This window comes from Yersinia enterocolitica subsp. enterocolitica (assembly GCF_901472495.1).
GTDB lineage: Bacteria > Pseudomonadota > Gammaproteobacteria > Enterobacterales > Enterobacteriaceae > Yersinia > Yersinia enterocolitica.
Genome location: NZ_LR590469.1, coordinates 2,949,053 through 2,969,581, shown reverse-complemented (window position 1 = coordinate 2,969,581; position 20,529 = coordinate 2,949,053). Strand labels below are relative to the sequence as shown.

The following is a 20,529-nucleotide window of genomic DNA, read 5'->3' as shown; positions in this document are numbered from 1 at the left end:
AAAATGGCAAGATATTTGGGTCCTAAGCTCAAGCTGAGCCGTCGTGAGGGCACAGACCTGTTCCTTAAGTCTGGCGTTCGCGCGATTGACACCAAGTGTAAGATTGAACAACCACCTGGCCAGCACGGTGCGCGTAAACCGCGTCTGTCTGACTACGGTGTGCAGTTACGTGAGAAACAAAAAGTTCGCCGTATCTATGGTGTTCTAGAACGTCAATTCCGTAACTACTATAAAGAAGCAGCACGTCTGAAAGGCAACACAGGTGCAAACCTGTTGCAATTGCTGGAAGGCCGTCTGGATAACGTAGTTTACCGTATGGGCTTTGGCGCAACTCGTGCTGAATCACGTCAGCTGGTTAGTCATAAAGCTATCATGGTAAATGGTCGCGTTGTTAACATCGCTTCTTATCAGGTATCTCCGAATGACGTAGTCAGCATCCGTGAGAAAGCTAAAAAGCAGTCTCGTGTTAAGGCAGCTTTGGAGCTGGCTGAGCAGCGTGAAAAGCCGACTTGGCTGGAAGTTGATGCTGTCAAGATGGAAGGTGTGTTCAAACGTATTCCTGAACGTACTGATCTGTCTGCGGACATTAACGAACACCTGATCGTCGAGCTTTACTCTAAGTAAAGCTTAGTACCAAAGAGAGGACACAATGCAGGGTTCTGTGACAGAGTTTCTAAAACCGCGCCTGGTAGATATCGAGCAAGTCAGTTCGACGCACGCCAAGGTGACCCTTGAGCCGTTAGAGCGTGGCTTTGGCCATACTCTCGGCAACGCACTGCGCCGTATTCTGCTTTCATCTATGCCGGGTTGCGCGGTGACCGAGGTTGAGATTGATGGTGTACTGCATGAGTACAGCACCAAAGAAGGCGTACAGGAAGATATCCTGGAGATCCTGCTCAACCTGAAAGGGCTGGCGGTGAGAGTTCAGGGTAAAGATGAAGTTATTCTTACCCTGAATAAGTCTGGCATTGGCCCTGTGACTGCAGCCGATATCACCCATGATGGTGATGTCGAAATCGTCAAGCCGCAGCACGTTATCTGCCACCTGACCGATGAGAACGCATCTATTAGTATGCGTATCAAAGTTCAACGTGGTCGGGGTTATGTGCCGGCTTCTGCCCGAATTCATTCGGAAGAAGATGAGCGCCCGATTGGTCGTTTGTTAGTAGACGCATGCTATAGCCCTGTAGAGCGTATTGCCTACAATGTTGAAGCAGCGCGTGTAGAACAGCGTACCGACCTGGACAAGTTGGTTATCGAGATGGAAACCAATGGCACGATCGATCCTGAAGAGGCGATCCGCCGTGCGGCAACTATCTTGGCTGAACAGCTTGAAGCTTTCGTTGACCTACGTGATGTACGTCAGCCGGAAGTTAAAGAAGAGAAGCCAGAGTTTGATCCGATCCTGCTGCGCCCTGTTGACGATCTGGAATTGACTGTCCGCTCTGCTAACTGCCTCAAGGCAGAAGCTATCCACTACATCGGTGATCTGGTACAGCGTACCGAGGTTGAGTTGCTGAAAACGCCTAACCTGGGTAAAAAATCTCTTACTGAGATTAAAGACGTGCTCGCATCACGTGGTCTTTCTTTAGGCATGCGCCTAGAAAATTGGCCACCGGCTAGCATTGCTGATAACGAGTAACCGGATCACAGGTTAAGGTTTTACTGAGAAGGATAAGGTCATGCGCCATCGTAAGAGTGGTCGTCAACTGAACCGTAACAGCAGCCATCGCCAGGCTATGTTCCGTAACATGGCCGGCTCTTTGGTTCGTCATGAGATAATCAAGACGACCCTGCCGAAAGCGAAAGAGCTGCGTCGCGTTGTTGAGCCGCTGATTACTCTTGCCAAGACCGACAGCGTAGCTAATCGTCGTCTGGCATTCGCCCGTACTCGTGATAACGAGATCGTGGCAAAACTGTTTAACGAGCTAGGCCCGCGTTTCGCGAGCCGCGCCGGTGGTTACACTCGCATTCTGAAGTGTGGCTTCCGTGCAGGCGACAACGCACCGATGGCTTACATCGAGTTAGTTGATCGTGCTGCATCGCAAGCAGAAGTAGTTGCTGCAGAGTAATCTGTAAACGCGTAAAAAAACCGGGCTTGCCCGGTTTTTTTACGCCCATAATTCAGCAAGATAAGCATCTGCCCTTTGTATCTGTCCTCTCTCCTCTTATTATTTATCTGCCAATCTATTAATCTTAACTGCTATCCCACTTTATGAAGTCTGATCTCTAGGAGGGAATATGGGATTGATTGACGAATGGACTGAAAGACACATTATCAATGCTCAAGAAAAAGGTGAATTCAAAGATTTATCTGGGCACGGTCAGCCATTAATACTGAATGATGATACCTTCGTTCCTGCGGAGTTAAGGGCTGGATACAGATTACTGAAGAATGCGGGATACCTTCCCCCTGAATTACAGGATAGGCAGGAAGCACTCACCATCACTGATTTGTTGTCACATCTCGACAAACAGCATGATGATTATGCGAATTTGCATAACCGATTGGCTTTATTAGCGTTAAGATTAAAGCAGGCAGGCCTTAGCACGGACTTTCTGCATCAAGAATATCAGCATAAAGTGACATATAAACTGTCTAAAGGGGAATAACGGATGTTAAAGATTGGGCAAATCGCCAAACTTGCTGACGTAACGCCAGACACTATTCGCTATTATGAAAAACAAGGCATGATGGATCATGGTGAACGGACTGAAGGTGGCTATAGACTTTATACTGAACAAGATTTGCAACGTTTGCGGTTTATCCGTTATGCAAAGCAGCTTGGTTTTACGTTAGAAACTATTGCTGAATTATTGTCGATCCGCGTCGATCCTGAACATCATACCTGCCAGGAATCTAAGGCTATTGTGGATTCTCGGTTACTCGATGTAGAAAGTAAAATTACAGAACTAAAAAGGATGCGCGAATCACTAAAACGGCTTAGTGATGCATGTTGTGGTAGTACGCATGCGACGACTTATTGCTCAATTTTGGAGGCATTGGAGCAGGGGGCTGCTGAAGAGTTAACCAGAAATTAAATTTTTTAGATGGATAGTTTTAATCAGTTCAAACAAACAGTATTATTCGTGGGATTTTTAATCAATATTTTTATTAGTGAGGCACTTCTATGACGACATATCGGCATACCAAAGGAAAAATTAAGGTCAATGCGCTGGAAGCTCTACTCCATGATCCTCTTTTCAGGCAACGTATTGAAAAGAATGTTAAAGGCAAAGGAAGCTATCAGCGTAAAGAAAAACACGCAAAAGGTGGTAACTGGGAGGCCAGTGGTAAGCAATCAATAGATTTATTACCACTGGCCTTCTCGATTTGAAACTAATAAAAAAGCCATCATTTGATGGCTTTTGGCGTTAAATAAGGCTGTAGTTATTTTTGCTGTTGTGCTTTCAATAAATCACGAATCTCTGCGAGCAGTTTTTCTTCTGTTGTTGGTGCTGGCGGTGCTGCAGGTTCTTCCGCTTTTTCGCGGCGTAATTTATTCATCAGTTTTACGGCAGAGAAAATAGCCAGCGCGACGATGACAAAATCAAAAACACTTTGAATAAAGCTACCGTAATTCATTACAACTGCAGGGATATTTCCTTCGGCTGCACGTAATACGAAATGGAATTGTTTGAAATCAACCCCGCCGAGTAATAAACCTAATGGTGGCATTATGATATCGGCAACAAGTGAAGAAACAATTCTGCCAAATGCAGCACCAATAATTACCCCGACAGCCAAGTCGACCACATTGCCACGCATGGCAAATTCACGAAATTCCTTCATAAAACTCATAACCAACACCCCCTTTAAAATGAACTACTTAATTTTAGCTAAATAAAACGGAATACAGCCATAATTATAGGAAACTTTTTTATTCTCTATCGGAATAGTTTTAATTTAATCATCTTTGATTATAAGAAGAATGGACTAGGTTGGAACAACCGTTCCACATCAGGGACAAATTTCTTGTGGGTAATAAACATTACGACATGGTCCCCCTGTTTAATAACAGAATTCCCGTTGGCAATGATAACTTCGTCACCACGGACAATTGCCCCAATAGTTGTCCCCGGTGGCAGTTTTATATCTTCGACCATTCGGCCTACTACTTTTGATGTGGTTTCATCACCATGTGCAATGGCTTCTATTGCTTCTGCAACACCGCGTCTTAATGATGACACGCTAACGATATCGGCTTTACGGACGTGACCTAATAGTGCGGAAATAGTGGCTTGTTGTGGAGATATAACAATATCAATAACACTTCCCTGAACCAGATCGACATACGCACTTCGCTGGATTAATACCATTGCCTTTTTAGCGCCCATGCGTTTTGCGAGCATAGCGGACATAATATTAGCTTCATCATCATTAGTAATGGCAATAAAGACATCAACCTGTTCAATATGCTCTTCTGCTAATAATTCCTGATCTGATGCATCGCCATAAAATACGATTGTATCGTGTAGCATTTCTGCTAATTCAGCAGCACGTTGCTGATCCCGCTCGATTAATTTTACGCTATAGTCTTTTTCTAAGCGCAGCGCCAAGCCTGCCCCAACGTTCCCACCGCCGACAATCATGATGCGTTTATAGGGTTTTTCCAACCGTTGCAGTTCACTCATTACGGCCCGGATATGTTGCGAGGCGGCAACAAAGAAAACTTCATCACCAGCTTCAATAATTGTAGAACCCTGCGGGCGGATTGGTCGGTCTTGACGAAATATAGCCGCGACTCGTGTATCAATATGCGGCATATGTTCGCGTAAAGATGATAATGCATTTCCGACTAATGGCCCGCCGTAATAGGCCTTGACCGCAGCAATACTGACTTTACCTTCAGCAAAATTGACTACCTGCAACGCGCCTGGATATTCGATTAGTTTATAGATGTAATCTATAACTAGCTGTTCGGGTGATATTAAATGGTCAATAGGGACCGCTTCCGGTAGAAACAGTTTATCTGCTTCACGAATATATTCAGCTGAACGAATGCGAGCGATACGATTTGGCGTGTTAAATAGCGAATAAGCTATTTGGCAGGCAACCATATTGGTTTCATCAGAATTCGTTACTGCAACCAACATATCGGCATCTTCTGCCCCAGCTTCTCGTAAAATTCGCGGGTGCGAACCATGCCCTTGCACGACTCGCAAATCAAATTTATCTTGTAACTGGCGCAACCGACCGGAATCGACATCCACCACGGTAATATCGTTGTTCTCACCCACCAGATTTTCAGCCAGGGTACCGCCAACTTGCCCCGCCCCAAGAATAATTATTTTCATAGCGTTCTCTGTTTCACACTGAAATTAGGTTTGAGGCAGCAAAGGCCACGACTATCTTTTGATCAACTTTGCATAATAAAAACCATCACCGTCCTCAGGATGTGGCAAATTTTGCCTGCCAGGTGCTGAAACTGTGCCGGTTTCGACCAAGTCTGCTTCACTGTGGCGTTGCAGGAAAGTGGCGATCTGCTGCTGATTCTCTTCAGGCAATATAGAACAGGTAGCATAAACCATTACGCCACCTTTTTTCAGTTTAGGCCAGATAGCTTCAATTATCTCAGATTGAAGTTGGGCCAACTCGGCGATATCACTGTCTCGACGCAACCATTTGATATCTGGGTGCCGGCGAATAACACCGGTTGCTGAGCAAGGGGCATCTAACAGGATTCGATCGAATTGTTGATCACCGCACCATTCATCTGGCGTTCGACCATCGCCGACTCGCACGTCTGCATGTAATCTCAGGCGTTGTAAGTTTTCTTTAACCCGGCTGAGGCGCTGTTCATCTATATCGACAGCTAATACATGGACTTTCGGCGCAGCTTCCAGAATATGGGTTGTTTTGCCCCCCGGAGCGGCACACAAATCAAGGATCTGCTCACCATCTTGTGGATCAAGCAGATCAACACAGCCTTGTGCCGATGCATCTTGCACCGTTACCCAGCCAAGTTCAAAACCGGGGAGGTCACTGACGGCGCAAGGTGTAATAAGGCGAACTGCGTCAGGGTAAAAGTCATGAGGCAGAGCTTCAATATTGGCTTGCTTCAATAGCTCAAGGTATTCAATGCGTGAATGGTGTAGTCGGTTTACGCGCAGCCACATTGGTGGTTTCTGGTTATTTGCATCCAGGACCTGTTGCCATTGATCAGGATAGGCTAGCTTAATTCGTGCCAATAACCAGCTCGGATGAAGATAGTGGCTATCGTTATTTGCCGCCCGTTCCAGTAATTCCACTTGTTGACGCTGGAATTGACGCAGTACGCCATTGATTAGCCCTTTTAACTGCGGGCGTTTGAGTGCGGTTGCGCCTTCTACTGTCTCCGCCAGTGCCGCATGAGGCGGAATACGCGTGTATATCAGCTGATAAAGCCCAACCATAATCAGATAATGAAAAACACGCTGCTTACCGGTCATTGGGCGTGCCATTAACTGCTGGATACACCACTCTAGCTGTGGGAGGACACGCAAAGTGCCAAAACACAACTCCTGCAGCAATGCGCGATCTTTATCAGAAATACTTTTTTGTAGCCCAGGTAAAACGGTACTGAGCGATTGCCCCTGATCCAATACCTGGCTAATTGCTTTGGCAGCGATGCTGCGGAGATTATATGTGTTTTTCATAACCAAAAAAGCCGACAAACGTCAGCAAATAAAGGGAAAGTGGCCCGATGATGATATACCGGGCGATGAAACTTATACCCGTCATCTTTCAAGTTGCAGATGCGTTGGCTGCTCTCGCTACTCGGCCCGTCCATGGGCCTCGCCTCTGTGAGGCCGCTGCAAGCAACGTCCAAATCTGCTCCGGGCAGATTTGTCACCCGAATCACTTACTTGTGTAAGCTCATCGGGATTCTCTTGTTTGCCGCCTTCCTGCACCATGAAATACATTGGGTATATGATTTAATAGATCTTTTATGCTAGCTGGTTACCGAGTGTAAACCATTCGCGTCGTGAATTTAGCAAGTCAGCAGCGGACATAGCTTTCTTCCCGGCCGGTTGCAGTTGTGTGATATTCAAAACACCATCTGCGGTTGCGACTTGAATGCCATGCTTATCGGCATGGATGATTGTACCAGGTGCTGCATTATCAACAGTTGCGAGCACTTGTGCTTGCCAAACTTTGATGGGTTGCTCATCAACAACGAAATAGCTGACTGGCCAAGGATTGAAAGCACGAATACAACGCTCTAACTGGACAGCAGAAAGCGACCAATCTAATTTGGCTTCCTCTTTGCTGAGTTTTTCTGCATAGGTAACTTGCGCTTCATCTTGTACTTCGGGCTGTGCAGAGCCTTCGGCCAACTGTTGCAATGTTACCAATAAGCCCTGAGGGCCAAGCTGCGCCAACTTATCGTAGAGCGTTGCACTGGTGTCTTCTGGCTGAATATCACACTCAATTTTATGCAACATATCACCGGTATCTAGCCCGACATCCATTTGCATGATTGTCACACCAGTTTTTGCATCGCCAGCCCACAATGAACGTTGGATTGGCGCAGCACCGCGCCAGCGCGGCAGCAGAGAACCGTGGACATTAATACAACCTAATCGTGGCATGGCCAAAACAGATGCAGGGAGAATTAAGCCGTAGGCGACCACCACCATAATATCTGCATTAAGATCGGCAACCAGGTGCTGATTCTCTTCTGGCCGCAATGATTTTGGCTGAAAAATGGGAATGTCGTGTTGTTCGGCTAAGACCTTCACCGGGCTTGGCGTGAGTTTGTTACCTCGACCCGCCGGGCGGTCTGGTTGAGTGAAAACACCCACAATTTGATGTTGGGAAGACAACAACGCGCCTAAATGGCGCGCTGCAAAGTCAGGAGTTCCGGCAAAAATAATCCGTAAAGAATCAGACACATTGGTTTCCTGAATTAAAAGGGGTTAGTTGGCACGAGCATTCAGCTTGGCCATTTTCTCCAGCTTTTGGCGGATGCGTTGACGTTTCAGTGGTGATAAATAGTCCACAAACAGTTTACCAACCAAGTGGTCCATTTCATGCTGAATGCAAATTGCCAACAAATCATCAGCTTCTAGCTCGAACGGTTTTCCGTCACGATCTAATGCCCTGATTTTGACTTTTTCAGCTCGAGGAACCAATGCACGTTGCTCAGGAATGGATAAGCAACCTTCTTCAATGCCGGTTTCACCGCTTTTTTCCAACAGTTCAGGGTTAATCAACACTAAACGCTGGTCACGATTTTCCGAAACATCAATGACAATAATTTGCAGGTGAACATCCACTTGTGTTGCAGCAAGGCCAATACCTTCCTCTGCGTACATCGTTTCGAACATGTCGTCCACGATACGCTGGATTTCACCATTGACTTCTTTTACTGGCGCTGCAATTTTGCGCAGCCGCTCGTCTGGGTAATGTAATACTTGTAATACTGACATAAATATCTAGATCTGCGTCCGAGTAGTGAATGATATTCAATCTCTATTCTAGACATTTCCGGCCTTGATTGACAGCATCGTCTACCAATTGAACAAATCGGTGTCAGTTTAGGAAGCTAGCCAGGGAGGCGATATGTTAGCGGCGGAATTGTGGCTCAGGATGAGCCAGGTCAAAGGGCTTGGAACAATAAAAAGCAGTGCCTTGGTCAGAAGGTTACTTGCCAGTGGTGATGTTCACCTCGGGAGATTAGCTGCCTACGGGTTAGAACCGCAGCAATGTCAGCAATTTACTCAGGTAGACCCCCGTTATATTGATACCACCCTAGGCTGGCTGACTAACCCTGCTCATCACTTACTGGCTTATGGTGAACCTGGCTATCCGCCGCGTTTGACTCATATTTCCTCCCCTCCATTGATCATTTTTGCCGCTGGTGAACTTGATGTTCTTTATCGGCCACAAGTTGCCATGGTGGGGAGCCGTCATTTTAGCCATTATGGCGAACATTGGGGGCGACATTTTGCTTCAGAGCTGGCTCTTACTGGGTTAGCTATCACCAGTGGTTTAGCTATGGGGATTGACGGGATATGTCACAAGGCGGCCTTGAATACTAGAGGAAAAACCATTGCGGTATTAGGTAGCGGGCTGGAAAACATATACCCACGTCGTCACAGCCAATTAGCGCGAGAAATTGAGCATCACGGTGGGGTTTTAGTCTCGGAGTTTCTGACAACAGCATTACCTGTTGCTACTCATTTCCCCAGAAGAAATCGCATTATCAGTGGGTTAAGCTCCGCAGTATTGGTGGTCGAAGCTACACTGAAAAGTGGCTCTTTAATTACTGCCCGCTATGCTATGGAGCAAGGGAGAGATGTTTTTGCCTTACCTGGGCCACTGGGAAGTGCAACCAGTGAGGGCGTTCATTGGTTGATTCAGCAGGGAGCCTATCTGGCCAGGTCTGCCCGTGAGGTCGCCGAACAGGTCGGTGGCTCGCTACAATGGATATCATTACCCGAGAAAGTAATTATTTCTTCATCCGAAGAGCAAGTTGAATTGCCATTTGCCGATGTGTTGGCTAACGTAGGAGATGAGGTGACACCCGTTGATGTCGTCGCCGAACGCGCCGGCCAACCTGTGCCAGATATCGTCAGCAAATTGCTCGAGCTGGAGTTAGCAGGGTGGATCGCAGCTGTACCCGGCGGCTATGTCCGATTAAGGAGGGCAGGCCATGTTCGACGTTCTAATTTACTTATTTGAAACTTATATGCATAACGAGTCGGAAATGCTTGTTGATCAAGACAAGATTACTGACGATCTTGCACAAGCAGGTTTCTATCGTGAGGATATCAACAACGCCCTGAACTGGTTAGAGGCTCTGGCTGACCTACAAGATGGGCAGAAAGCACCTTATCTCTATGCTGCTGATCCGCAAGCATTGCGTATTTATACAGCAGAAGAGTCCCAACGTCTGGATGTTACTTGCCGTGGTTTTATCCTGTTTCTTGAACAAATTCAGGTATTACACCTTGATACTCGTGAGATGGTTATCGACCGTATTATGGCATTGGACTCGAATGAGATTGATCTGGAGGATCTCAAGTGGGTTGTGCTGATGGTGCTATTTAACATTCCGGGTTATGAAAGCGCTTATCAGCAGATGGAAGAGTTACTTTTTGAAGTCAATGAAGGTTATTTGCACTAAGTGGTAATATCACGGGCAAATAACTTTATATAGAAGGTGTTATGACAAAAACAGTTACTGCCAAGGATAATGGGTCGTGTCCAGAGTGCGGATCGGCGTTAGTCATTCGCAGCGGCGGTCATGGCCCATTCCTTGGTTGCTCACATTATCCAGATTGCCAGTACATGCGCCCATTGAAAGCGCAATCCGATGGTCATATCGTGAAAGTTCTGGAAGGGCAGCACTGCCCTGAATGCGGTTCGGATATGGTATTACGGCAAGGGCGTTTTGGTATGTTTATTGGTTGTAGCCAATATCCGCAATGTGATCATACTGAAGTCATTGATAAACCGGATGAAACATCGATCGGCTGCCCACAGTGTGGGCAAGGAAAATTGCTACAGCGTAAATCTCGGTTTGGAAAAGTCTTCCATGCCTGCAATCGTTATCCCGATTGCCAATTTACAATTAATCAGCAACCCATTGCGGGAGAGTGTGCTTATTGCCACTACCCATTGTTAATGGAAAAGAGAACAGCACAAGGCGTAAAACGTTTTTGCGCCAGTAAGTTATGCGGGAAGGCAGTCGTCAGTGAGTAATAACAACGTGAGTAGAAATGAGAATAGAGCCGCTTTGTCGGATGTGTTGCAGGCCTTGCAGCAAGAAGAGGTTATTGCCTATCCGACAGAAGCTGTTTTTGGTTTAGGTTGTGACCCTGATAGTGAAAAAGCAGTAAATGCTTTATTAGCATTAAAACAGCGACCATGGCAGAAGGGGCTGATTCTGATTGCTGCCAATTATGAACAGCTAAAACCGTATGTAGATGACTCGGCACTCACTGATTCACAGCGAGAGACTATTTTTTCCGTTTGGCCTGGGCCGGTAACTTGGGTCATCCCTACTCACCCTGAGACACCGCGCTGGCTGACGGGCAGTTTTGATTCATTGGCTGTGAGAGTGAGCGATCATCCACTCGTACAGCAACTTTGTTCCCAATATGGCAAACCTTTGGTTTCAACCAGCGCTAATTTAAGTGGCCAAGAACCCTGCCGTACGATAGAAGAAGTCAGAATACAATTTGGCTCTTCTCTGCCAGTGCTGGCTGGTTTGGTTGGTGGGCGTTTGAATCCATCTGAAATTAGAGATGCACTAACCGGTAAACAATTTCGTCAAGGATAGGAAATAGCATGGATCAGAAGTTCGCAGTGTTTGGTAACCCTATTGGGCACAGTAAGTCGCCAAGGATCCATGCGCTCTTTGCTGAGCAAACCGGTATTGAACATTGCTACGGTATGGTTTTGGCCCCGAATGAAACCTTTGAAGAGACATTAACGTCTTTTTTTGCTGGTGGGGCGATAGGTGCAAACATAACGACACCGTTTAAAGAACGTGCTCACGCGAAGTGTGACGAATTGACCGATCGTGCGTCCCTAGCGGGAGCCGTGAATACGATTAAGCAATTAAAAGACGGACGTTTGTTAGGTGACAACACTGATGGTATTGGCTTACTCAGTGATCTCGAACGACAACATTTGATCCAGACGACAGATCATATCTTATTGGTAGGTGCTGGTGGGGCGGCTCGAGGTGTGATCCTTCCTTTACTTTCATATGGCTGCAAAGTCGTTATCACTAACCGGACTTATGCCCGCGCGCAGCAACTTGCAGAAGTATTCCACCATTTAGGGGATATAGATGCTGTCGAGATGCAAGATCTGAGTGGGCAGCCCTTTGATTTAATCATCAATGCGACAGCTTCGGGTATCCATGGCGAAGTACCAAACTTACCTATGGATATTATTAGCCCACAAACTCGCTGTTACGATATGTTCTATCAAGCGGATAGTACGCCATTTCTAGCGTGGAGCACGCGTTTGGGGGTGACAAGCTATGCCGATGGTTTGGGTATGCTGGTGGGGCAGGCAGCGCATGCTTTTCAGTTGTGGCATGGTGTCATGCCTGAAATTACCCCTGTATTAAATCAGTTGCGCGATGAGCTAGCTAAATAGAAAAATATGGAACAATGCAGGGAGAGATATGGCTTATTCCCTGCATCAGAAATTAGCTTCTATTTGGTCTCTGCCAAATAGTCATCTTTCCAGCGCACATAGTTACCGGCAGAATAAAGCAGGCCTTCTAATTCAGCAGGTGTTAAAGGGCGAACTTGCCTGGCTGGGCTACCCATATAAAGGTGGCCACTAGCCAATCGCTTGCCAGGGGAAACTAAACTACCTGCTCCAATCATTACATCATCTTCTATGACCGCACCATCTAGCACAATAGAACCCATCCCCACTAATACCCGATTGCCAATAGTGCAACCGTGAAGCATAGCTTTATGCCCGACAGTCACATCTTCGCCAATAATCAGCGGGTTTCCCTCGGGATTATGCTCTGAGTGATGAGTAACATGTAACACGCTACCATCTTGAATATTAGAACGTGCACCAATACTCACCTGATTGACATCACCCCGAATGGCGACTAACGGCCAGACACTGACATCATCACCCAAAACAACATTACCAATGATCACACTGGATCTATCGATCATGACGCGTGCACCTAGCGTAGGTAAGTAATGAAGATAGGGGCGAATAGCATCGGACATAATAATAGCCTCTTTGTAAGAAATTACTTTACCGGCAATACTAGCCTTTGCTGATGGAATTACAACCAATTGAGCACGGGGATCGCCGTGAAAATACAGCAGATCGACCAAGATCTGCACGTAAGGATTGAAAAGTATTCAAACAGGCAAAAAACACGAAAAAAGAGTTGTGCAAAAAAATCGACTCCCTATAATGCGCATCCATCGAGACGGCACACAACGAATCAAGTAGTTAAGTGACCGGCAAAGAGAACAGAGAAATTCAACGAAATTAAATGTTGACTCTGAATGAGGAAAGCGTAACATGCGCACCTCGCGTTACCAACCAAGTGTTGCTAACGCACTGCTCTTTAACAATTTATCAGACAATCTGTGTGGGCACTCGCAAGACGATATCGAAGCCTGTTTCGGCAGGCAGAAGCAATATCAAAGTCTTGAAGAGTGACCAAAGCAGTACACATTTGAACTTCGGTTCGAATGCATATTTGCAGAAAGTAATCTTTGAGCATCGCTATGTTAACTCATAGCAAATCAAACAAATCTTAAATTGAAGAGTTTGATCATGGCTCAGATTGAACGCTGGCGGCAGGCCTAACACATGCAAGTCGAGCGGCAGCGGGAAGTAGTTTACTACTTTGCCGGCGAGCGGCGGACGGGTGAGTAATGTCTGGGAAACTGCCTGATGGAGGGGGATAACTACTGGAAACGGTAGCTAATACCGCATAACGTCTTCGGACCAAAGTGGGGGACCTTAGGGCCTCACGCCATCGGATGTGCCCAGATGGGATTAGCTAGTAGGTGGGGTAATGGCTCACCTAGGCGACGATCCCTAGCTGGTCTGAGAGGATGACCAGCCACACTGGAACTGAGACACGGTCCAGACTCCTACGGGAGGCAGCAGTGGGGAATATTGCACAATGGGCGCAAGCCTGATGCAGCCATGCCGCGTGTGTGAAGAAGGCCTTCGGGTTGTAAAGCACTTTCAGCGAGGAGGAAGGCCAATAACTTAATACGTTGTTGGATTGACGTTACTCGCAGAAGAAGCACCGGCTAACTCCGTGCCAGCAGCCGCGGTAATACGGAGGGTGCAAGCGTTAATCGGAATTACTGGGCGTAAAGCGCACGCAGGCGGTTTGTTAAGTCAGATGTGAAATCCCCGCGCTTAACGTGGGAACTGCATTTGAAACTGGCAAGCTAGAGTCTTGTAGAGGGGGGTAGAATTCCAGGTGTAGCGGTGAAATGCGTAGAGATCTGGAGGAATACCGGTGGCGAAGGCGGCCCCCTGGACAAAGACTGACGCTCAGGTGCGAAAGCGTGGGGAGCAAACAGGATTAGATACCCTGGTAGTCCACGCTGTAAACGATGTCGACTTGGAGGTTGTGCCCTTGAGGCGTGGCTTCCGGAGCTAACGCGTTAAGTCGACCGCCTGGGGAGTACGGCCGCAAGGTTAAAACTCAAATGAATTGACGGGGGCCCGCACAAGCGGTGGAGCATGTGGTTTAATTCGATGCAACGCGAAGAACCTTACCTACTCTTGACATCCACGGAATTTAGCAGAGATGCTTTAGTGCCTTCGGGAACCGTGAGACAGGTGCTGCATGGCTGTCGTCAGCTCGTGTTGTGAAATGTTGGGTTAAGTCCCGCAACGAGCGCAACCCTTATCCTTTGTTGCCAGCACGTAATGGTGGGAACTCAAAGGAGACTGCCGGTGATAAACCGGAGGAAGGTGGGGATGACGTCAAGTCATCATGGCCCTTACGAGTAGGGCTACACACGTGCTACAATGGCAGATACAAAGTGAAGCGAACTCGCGAGAGCAAGCGGACCACATAAAGTCTGTCGTAGTCCGGATTGGAGTCTGCAACTCGACTCCATGAAGTCGGAATCGCTAGTAATCGTAGATCAGAATGCTACGGTGAATACGTTCCCGGGCCTTGTACACACCGCCCGTCACACCATGGGAGTGGGTTGCAAAAGAAGTAGGTAGCTTAACCTTCGGGAGGGCGCTTACCACTTTGTGATTCATGACTGGGGTGAAGTCGTAACAAGGTAACCGTAGGGGAACCTGCGGTTGGATCACCTCCTTACCTCAGATACGCATTGCGTAGTGTCCACACAGATTGTCTGATAGAAAGTAACGAGCAAATAAGGCCGGGCTGAGAGATTAGTCGGGCTTTAGTACCTTGTTGGGTCTGTAGCTCAGGTGGTTAGAGCGCACCCCTGATAAGGGTGAGGTCGGTGGTTCAAGTCCACTCAGACCCACCAACTCATCCTCATACTGCGTGACTACGCCTGGTCTGAGAATGAGTTATGCCGATAAGGTATTTTGCTTTTTATATGGGGCTATAGCTCAGCTGGGAGAGCGCCTGCCTTGCACGCAGGAGGTCAGCGGTTCGATCCCGCTTAGCTCCACCATATAAAAAACTATTTCAAAACGTACTGCGGTCGCAAGACACAGTGTGTTGTGAAATATTGCTCTTTAACAATCTGGAACAAGCTGAAAATTGAAACAATACAGCTGAAACTTATCTCTCCGTAGAAGTACTGAGATAAGGATTAACCTGTATTAGAGTCTCTCAAATAATTGCAATGCCAATGTGTTTGTCATTGTTGCAGTGTGAGCGAGAAGATACTCAGCAAGGCGTACAGCGCACAGCAACCGGAGTGAACGCTACGTTCATGAGGATTGCGCGCACTGCACAACGACGCAGAGTGTGTTCGTAGCCACACCAATAAAGAAGAAACATCTTTGGGTTGTGAGGTTAAGCGACTAAGCGTACACGGTGGATGCCTAGGCAGTCAGAGGCGATGAAGGGCGTGCTAATCTGCGAAAAGCGTCGGTAAGGTGATATGAACCGTTATAACCGACGATACCCGAATGGGGAAACCCAGTGCAATTCGTTGCACTATTGCATGGTGAATACATAGCCATGCAAGGCGAACCGGGGGAACTGAAACATCTAAGTACCCCGAGGAAAAGAAATCAACCGAGATTCCCCCAGTAGCGGCGAGCGAACGGGGAGGAGCCCAGAACCTGAATCAGCATATGTGTTAGTGGAAGCGTCTGGAAAGTCGCACGGTACAGGGTGATAGTCCCGTACACAAAAATGCATACGTTGTGAGTTCGATGAGTAGGGCGGGACACGTGACATCCTGTCTGAATATGGGGGGACCATCCTCCAAGGCTAAATACTCCTGACTGACCGATAGTGAACCAGTACCGTGAGGGAAAGGCGAAAAGAACCCCGGCGAGGGGAGTGAAATAGAACCTGAAACCGTGTACGTACAAGCAGTGGGAGCACCTTCGTGGTGTGACTGCGTACCTTTTGTATAATGGGTCAGCGACTTATATTTTGTAGCAAGGTTAACCGAATAGGGGAGCCGTAGGGAAACCGAGTCTTAACTGGGCGAATAGTTGCAAGGTATAGACCCGAAACCCGGTGATCTAGCCATGGGCAGGTTGAAGGTTGGGTAACACTAACTGGAGGACCGAACCGACTAATGTTGAAAAATTAGCGGATGACTTGTGGCTGGGGGTGAAAGGCCAATCAAACCGGGAGATAGCTGGTTCTCCCCGAAAGCTATTTAGGTAGCGCCTCGTGAACTCATCTTCGGGGGTAGAGCACTGTTTCGGCTAGGGGGTCATCCCGACTTACCAAACCGATGCAAACTCCGAATACCGAAGAATGTTATCACGGGAGACACACGGCGGGTGCTAACGTCCGTCGTGAAGAGGGAAACAACCCAGACCGCCAGCTAAGGTCCCAAAGTCATGGTTAAGTGGGAAACGATGTGGGAAGGCACAGACAGCCAGGATGTTGGCTTAGAAGCAGCCATCATTTAAAGAAAGCGTAATAGCTCACTGGTCGAGTCGGCCTGCGCGGAAGATGTAACGGGGCTAAACCATGCACCGAAGCTGCGGCAGCGAACGTATCACCCAAGACAATTCACGGCAGTGGATAATGATTGACGGAGCGCAGCGACGTCAATGCGTCCAATAAAGTCGAGTTGGCTTAGGGATACGTTCGTTGGGTAGGGGAGCGTTCTGTAAGCCGTTGAAGGTGACCTGTGAGGGTTGCTGGAGGTATCAGAAGTGCGAATGCTGACATAAGTAACGATAATGCGGGTGAAAAACCCGCACGCCGGAAGACCAAGGGTTCCTGTCCAACGTTAATCGGGGCAGGGTGAGTCGACCCCTAAGGCGAGGCTGAAAAGCGTAGTCGATGGGAAACAGGTTAATATTCCTGTACTTGGTGTTACTGCGAAGGGGGGACGGAGAAGGCTAGGCTAGCCGGGCGACGGTTGTCCCGGTTTAAGCATGTAGGCGGAGCGACTTGGTAAATCCGGTTGCTTATCAACGCTGAGGTGTGATGACGAGCCACTACGGTGGTGAAGTAGTTGATGCCAAGCTTCCAGGAAAAGCCTCTAAGCATCAGGTAACATTAAATCGTACCCCAAACCGACACAGGTGGTCAGGTAGAGAATACTCAGGCGCTTGAGAGAACTCGGGTGAAGGAACTAGGCAAAATGGTGCCGTAACTTCGGGAGAAGGCACGCTGGCATTAGGTAAAGGGACTTGCTCCCGGCGCCGAAGCCAGTCGCAGATACCAGCTGGCTGCAACTGTTTAATAAAAACACAGCACTGTGCAAACACGAAAGTGGACGTATACGGTGTGACGCCTGCCCGGTGCTGGAAGGTTAATTGATGGGGTCAGCCGCAAGGCGAAGCTCTTGATCGAAGCCCCAGTAAACGGCGGCCGTAACTATAACGGTCCTAAGGTAGCGAAATTCCTTGTCGGGTAAGTTCCGACCTGCACGAATGGCGTAATGATGGCCAGGCTGTCTCCACCCGAGACTCAGTGAAATTGAACTCGCTGTGAAGATGCAGTGTACCCGCGGCAAGACGGAAAGACCCCGTGAACCTTTACTATAGCTTGACACTGAACATTGAGCCTTGATGTGTAGGATAGGTGGGAGGCATTGAAGTGTGGACGCCAGTCTGCATGGAGCCAACCTTGAAATACCACCCTTTAATGTTTGATGTTCTAACTCGGCCCCATAATCTGGGGTGAGGACAGTGTCTGGTGGGTAGTTTGACTGGGGCGGTCTCCTCCCAAAGAGTAACGGAGGAGCACGAAGGTTAGCTAATCACGGTCGGACATCGTGAGGTTAGTGCAAAGGCATAAGCTAGCTTGACTGCGAGAGTGACGGCTCGAGCAGGTACGAAAGTAGGTCTTAGTGATCCGGTGGTTCTGAATGGAAGGGCCATCGCTCAACGGATAAAAGGTACTCCGGGGATAACAGGCTGATACCGCCCAAGAGTTCATATCGACGGCGGTGTTTGGCACCTCGATGTCGGCTCATCACATCCTGGGGCTGAAGTAGGTCCCAAGGGTATGGCTGTTCGCCATTTAAAGTGGTACGCGAGCTGGGTTTAGAACGTCGTGAGACAGTTCGGTCCCTATCTGCCGTGGGCGTTGGAAGATTGAGAGGGGCTGCTCCTAGTACGAGAGGACCGGAGTGGACGAATCACTGGTGTTCGGGTTGTCATGCCAATGGCATTGCCCGGTAGCTAAATTCGGAAGAGATAACCGCTGAAAGCATCTAAGCGGGAAACTTGCCTCGAGATGAGTCTTCCCTGGGGCTTTAAGCCCCCTGAAGGAACGTTAAAGACTATGACGTTGATAGGCTGGGTGTGTAAGTGCAGCGATGCATTGAGCTAACCAGTACTAATGATCCGTGAGGCTTAACCTTACAACGCCAAAGGTGTTTTGTATTTGAGAGATAGATATTGATTTTCAGCGAAGTTCCGAGATTGGGCTGGCTGGCTGTGTGAATGATTGCATAGCGGGTTAGTTTAGACAGAATTTGCCTGGCGGCCATAGCGCGGTGGACCCACCTGAACCCATGCCGAACTCAGAAGTGAAACGCCGTAGCGCCGATGGTAGTGTGGGGTCTCCCCATGCGAGAGTAGGACACTGCCAGGCATCAAATTTAGCGTGCTGATATGGCTCAGTTGGTAGAGCGCACCCTTGGTAAGGGTGAGGTCCCCAGTTCGACTCTGGGTATCAGCACCAGTTACACGGGTTAAAGTTCGGTAGTTGTAGAAAAGAATTTACCTGGCGGCAATAGCGCGGTGGTCCCACCTGACCCCATGCCGAACTCAGAAGTGAAACGCCGTAGCGCCGATGGTAGTGTGGGGTCTCCCCATGCGAGAGTAGGACACTGCCAGGTATAAAATCAAGTAAAGACCCCATGCCAAAAGCGTGGGGTTTTTGCTTTTCTGCTATCCGATAAATATCTACATACCAATAAACAGCTAGTAACCGATAATAGGTTGCCTCAATCGCCACCATTCTCCATATAATATATCTGAAATTATACCGCCAGATGACACCTAACTATCTATATCTGTAGAGGTTTTGCAGTATATAAAATGATTACGGCTGCTCATTAAATTTTATAGACTGAAATTTCAGCAATGAAACATTTTCAGGTTGCAGCAGATTGCTCGACTTTCCTCCAAAAATCCGCTATCTTCAGGCATCTAGAAGTCTAAACGTATAAACGGATATATTGAGGATATAGGCATGCCAATTCGGGTTCCTGATGAATTACCAGCAGTGAGTTTTTTACGTAATGAGAATGTGTTTGTCATGACCTCATCGCGTGCAAAAACTCAGGAAATTCGTCCCCTGAAGGTGTTGGTTTTAAATCTGATGCCTAAAAAAATTGAGACGGAAAATCAATTCCTGCGTTTACTCTCCAACTCACCCCTACAGATCGATATTCAATTGTTGCGAATTGATAGTCGCGAATCAAAAAATACGCCAGCTGAGCACCTGAACAACTTTTATTGTGATTTTGAAGATATTCAGGAGCAAAATTTTGACGGGTTGATTGTGACAGGGGCTCCTCTGGGCTTGGTCGATTTCTGTGATGTTGCTTATTGGCCGCAAATTGAGCGTATTATTGCCTGGGCAAAAGATCATGTAACCTCAACTTTATTCGTGTGTTGGGCGGTACAGGCAGCCTTAAATATCTTATACGGTATTCCTAAAATGACGCGTGAGACTAAGCTCTCAGGCATTTACCAGCATCAAACAGATAAACCACTGGCACTACTCACACGTGGTTTTGATGAGACATTCCTGGCCCCACACTCTCGTTATGCCGATTTCCCCGTTGAGCTACTTCAGCAATACACTGATCTGGATATTCTGGTTTCCTCGGAAGAGGCCGGTGCATATTTGTTTGCCAGTAAAGATAAGCGAGTCGCTTTCGTCACCGGTCATCCTGAATATGATGTCGATACCTTAGCGGGAGAATATCAACGTGATCTGGCTGCCGGTCTGAATCCACAAATCCCACTCAATTATTTCCCCAATGATGATGCTTCATTACCCCCAAAAGCATCCTGGCGTAGCCACGGACATCTGTTATTTGCTAACTGGTTGAACTACTACGTTTACCAAATCACACCATTTGATTTACGTCATATGAATCCTACTCTCGACTAACTTTCCCTCTCCCTGAATGTTAATAAAGGCGGCTGAATCGAGCCGCCTTTCTATTTTTTGCTCGAATATACTCCATTCATCTCGACTTAAACTGGTCTGATCTCTTTATCAAACAACGAGTTACCATGAGGTAAAGTCATTAATGGAAGCTAGTTCCTATCCGTCCAATACTCGATATTATGTTAACAGTATGATAAATAAAGATTAAAAAATTATTTTAAATAAAAATGGAAATCGTTTTTGATTTTCTTAATTAATTGATTATTCTTAGTTCTGTCGGGGTGAAAAGTGACCATATAATCTA

General features: G+C 47.5%; 19 protein-coding genes, 3 tRNA genes and 4 rRNA genes. 20 read left to right on the top strand and 6 right to left on the bottom strand.

The annotated features are described in order from the left end of the window. The first annotated feature begins 3 nt into the window (after positions 1-3). From rpsD to FGL26_RS14190, 6 genes are all read left to right on the top strand, one after another. Positions 4-624 (top strand): 30S ribosomal protein S4, encoded by a 621-nt coding sequence (gene rpsD, locus FGL26_RS14215; protein WP_002218949.1) that lies wholly within the window; start codon positions 4-6, stop codon positions 622-624. 25 nt (positions 625-649) lie between these two features. After that, complete coding sequence (locus FGL26_RS14210) at positions 650-1,642, top strand: DNA-directed RNA polymerase subunit alpha (RefSeq protein ID WP_004709232.1); 993 nt, start codon at positions 650-652, stop codon at positions 1,640-1,642. Between the two features lie 40 nt (positions 1,643-1,682). Then, positions 1,683-2,072: a 50S ribosomal protein L17 gene (rplQ, locus tag FGL26_RS14205; protein WP_004391407.1), complete on the top strand. Its 390-nt coding sequence runs from the start codon at positions 1,683-1,685 to the stop codon at positions 2,070-2,072. Between the two features lie 169 nt (positions 2,073-2,241). Beyond that, positions 2,242-2,613 carry a DnaJ family domain-containing protein gene (locus FGL26_RS14200; RefSeq protein WP_011817318.1) on the top strand — a complete coding sequence of 124 codons (372 nt, stop codon included), beginning with the start codon at positions 2,242-2,244 and terminating at the stop codon, positions 2,611-2,613. 3 nt (positions 2,614-2,616) lie between these two features. Beyond that, positions 2,617-3,042 carry a Zn(2+)-responsive transcriptional regulator gene (zntR, locus tag FGL26_RS14195; RefSeq protein WP_005174611.1) on the top strand — a complete coding sequence of 142 codons (426 nt, stop codon included), beginning with the start codon at positions 2,617-2,619 and terminating at the stop codon, positions 3,040-3,042. Positions 3,043-3,131: 89 nt separating this feature from the next. Next, positions 3,132-3,338, top strand: coding sequence for an alternative ribosome-rescue factor A (locus FGL26_RS14190; RefSeq protein WP_005174609.1), 207 nt, complete (start codon positions 3,132-3,134; stop codon positions 3,336-3,338). 53 nt (positions 3,339-3,391) lie between these two features. On the opposite strand, the gene mscL is transcribed toward FGL26_RS14190, so the two are convergent. The 5 genes from mscL to def form a co-directional block, all read right to left on the bottom strand. Next, positions 3,392-3,802, bottom strand: a complete 411-nt coding sequence (mscL, locus tag FGL26_RS14185; protein WP_005174607.1) for a large-conductance mechanosensitive channel protein MscL — start codon at positions 3,800-3,802, stop codon at positions 3,392-3,394. 119 nt (positions 3,803-3,921) lie between these two features. After that, positions 3,922-5,298 carry a Trk system potassium transporter TrkA gene (gene trkA, locus FGL26_RS14180; RefSeq protein WP_005166392.1) on the bottom strand — a complete coding sequence of 459 codons (1,377 nt, stop codon included), beginning with the start codon at positions 5,296-5,298 and terminating at the stop codon, positions 3,922-3,924. A gap of 51 nt (positions 5,299-5,349) precedes the next feature. Then, positions 5,350-6,639, bottom strand: a complete 1,290-nt coding sequence (rsmB, locus tag FGL26_RS14175; RefSeq protein ID WP_005174604.1) for a 16S rRNA (cytosine(967)-C(5))-methyltransferase RsmB — start codon at positions 6,637-6,639, stop codon at positions 5,350-5,352. A gap of 291 nt (positions 6,640-6,930) precedes the next feature. Next, positions 6,931-7,878 (bottom strand): methionyl-tRNA formyltransferase, encoded by a 948-nt coding sequence (gene fmt / locus FGL26_RS14165; RefSeq protein ID WP_005174602.1) that lies wholly within the window; start codon positions 7,876-7,878, stop codon positions 6,931-6,933. A gap of 24 nt (positions 7,879-7,902) precedes the next feature. Then, entirely contained in the window at positions 7,903-8,415 is a 513-nt protein-coding gene (def, locus tag FGL26_RS14160) for a peptide deformylase (protein WP_004709217.1), read from the bottom strand. A 133-nt stretch (positions 8,416-8,548) separates the two neighbouring features. On the opposite strand from def, the gene dprA reads away from it, so the two are divergent. From dprA to aroE, 5 genes are read left to right on the top strand one after another with little or no spacing between them, the layout of a single operon-like run. Further along, entirely contained in the window at positions 8,549-9,670 is a 1,122-nt protein-coding gene (gene dprA / locus FGL26_RS14155; RefSeq protein ID WP_005174599.1) for a DNA-protecting protein DprA, read from the top strand. After that, positions 9,642-10,115, top strand: a complete 474-nt coding sequence (locus FGL26_RS14150) for a DUF494 family protein (protein WP_005166401.1) — start codon at positions 9,642-9,644, stop codon at positions 10,113-10,115. The genes dprA and FGL26_RS14150 overlap by 29 nt, the downstream gene beginning before the upstream one ends. A 41-nt stretch (positions 10,116-10,156) precedes the next feature. Continuing rightward, complete coding sequence (locus FGL26_RS14145; protein WP_005174596.1) at positions 10,157-10,693, top strand: DNA topoisomerase family protein; 537 nt, start codon at positions 10,157-10,159, stop codon at positions 10,691-10,693. Positions 10,694-10,700: 7 nt separating this feature from the next. Then, complete coding sequence (tsaC, locus tag FGL26_RS14140) at positions 10,701-11,273, top strand: L-threonylcarbamoyladenylate synthase type 1 TsaC (protein ID WP_005174593.1); 573 nt, start codon at positions 10,701-10,703, stop codon at positions 11,271-11,273. A gap of 8 nt (positions 11,274-11,281) precedes the next feature. Continuing rightward, complete coding sequence (aroE, locus tag FGL26_RS14135) at positions 11,282-12,103, top strand: shikimate dehydrogenase (RefSeq protein WP_005174590.1); 822 nt, start codon at positions 11,282-11,284, stop codon at positions 12,101-12,103. A gap of 59 nt (positions 12,104-12,162) precedes the next feature. Here the strand turns inward: aroE and FGL26_RS14130 are convergent, their stop codons facing one another. Continuing rightward, positions 12,163-12,705 (bottom strand): gamma carbonic anhydrase family protein, encoded by a 543-nt coding sequence (locus tag FGL26_RS14130; protein ID WP_005174588.1) that lies wholly within the window; start codon positions 12,703-12,705, stop codon positions 12,163-12,165. A 304-nt stretch (positions 12,706-13,009) separates the two neighbouring features. Between FGL26_RS14130 and FGL26_RS21485 the strand changes: the two genes are divergently transcribed. The 9 genes from FGL26_RS21485 (at position 13,010) to metA (ending at position 20,225) form a co-directional block, all read left to right on the top strand. Beyond that, entirely contained in the window at positions 13,010-13,150 is a 141-nt protein-coding gene (locus tag FGL26_RS21485) for a hypothetical protein (RefSeq protein WP_162484183.1), read from the top strand. A gap of 99 nt (positions 13,151-13,249) precedes the next feature. Next, positions 13,250-14,792 (top strand): 16S ribosomal RNA (locus tag FGL26_RS14120). Between the two features lie 101 nt (positions 14,793-14,893). After that, a tRNA-Ile gene (locus tag FGL26_RS14115) sits at positions 14,894-14,970 on the top strand. A gap of 74 nt (positions 14,971-15,044) precedes the next feature. Further along, positions 15,045-15,120, top strand: a tRNA-Ala gene (locus tag FGL26_RS14110). Positions 15,121-15,465: 345 nt separating this feature from the next. Further along, positions 15,466-18,459: ribosomal RNA gene (locus FGL26_RS14105) — 23S ribosomal RNA — on the top strand. Positions 18,460-18,576: 117 nt separating this feature from the next. After that, positions 18,577-18,692: ribosomal RNA gene (rrf, locus tag FGL26_RS14100) — 5S ribosomal RNA — on the top strand. A 14-nt stretch (positions 18,693-18,706) separates the two neighbouring features. Further along, positions 18,707-18,782 (top strand) — tRNA-Thr (locus FGL26_RS14095). A 41-nt stretch (positions 18,783-18,823) separates the two neighbouring features. Beyond that, positions 18,824-18,939, top strand: a 5S ribosomal RNA gene (gene rrf / locus FGL26_RS14090). The 16S, 23S and 5S rRNA genes sit together here with 3 tRNA genes alongside, the layout of an rRNA operon. 356 nt (positions 18,940-19,295) lie before the next feature. Beyond that, positions 19,296-20,225: a homoserine O-acetyltransferase MetA gene (gene metA, locus FGL26_RS14085; RefSeq protein WP_005174582.1), complete on the top strand. Its 930-nt coding sequence runs from the start codon at positions 19,296-19,298 to the stop codon at positions 20,223-20,225. Positions 20,226-20,529 lie beyond the last annotated feature (304 nt).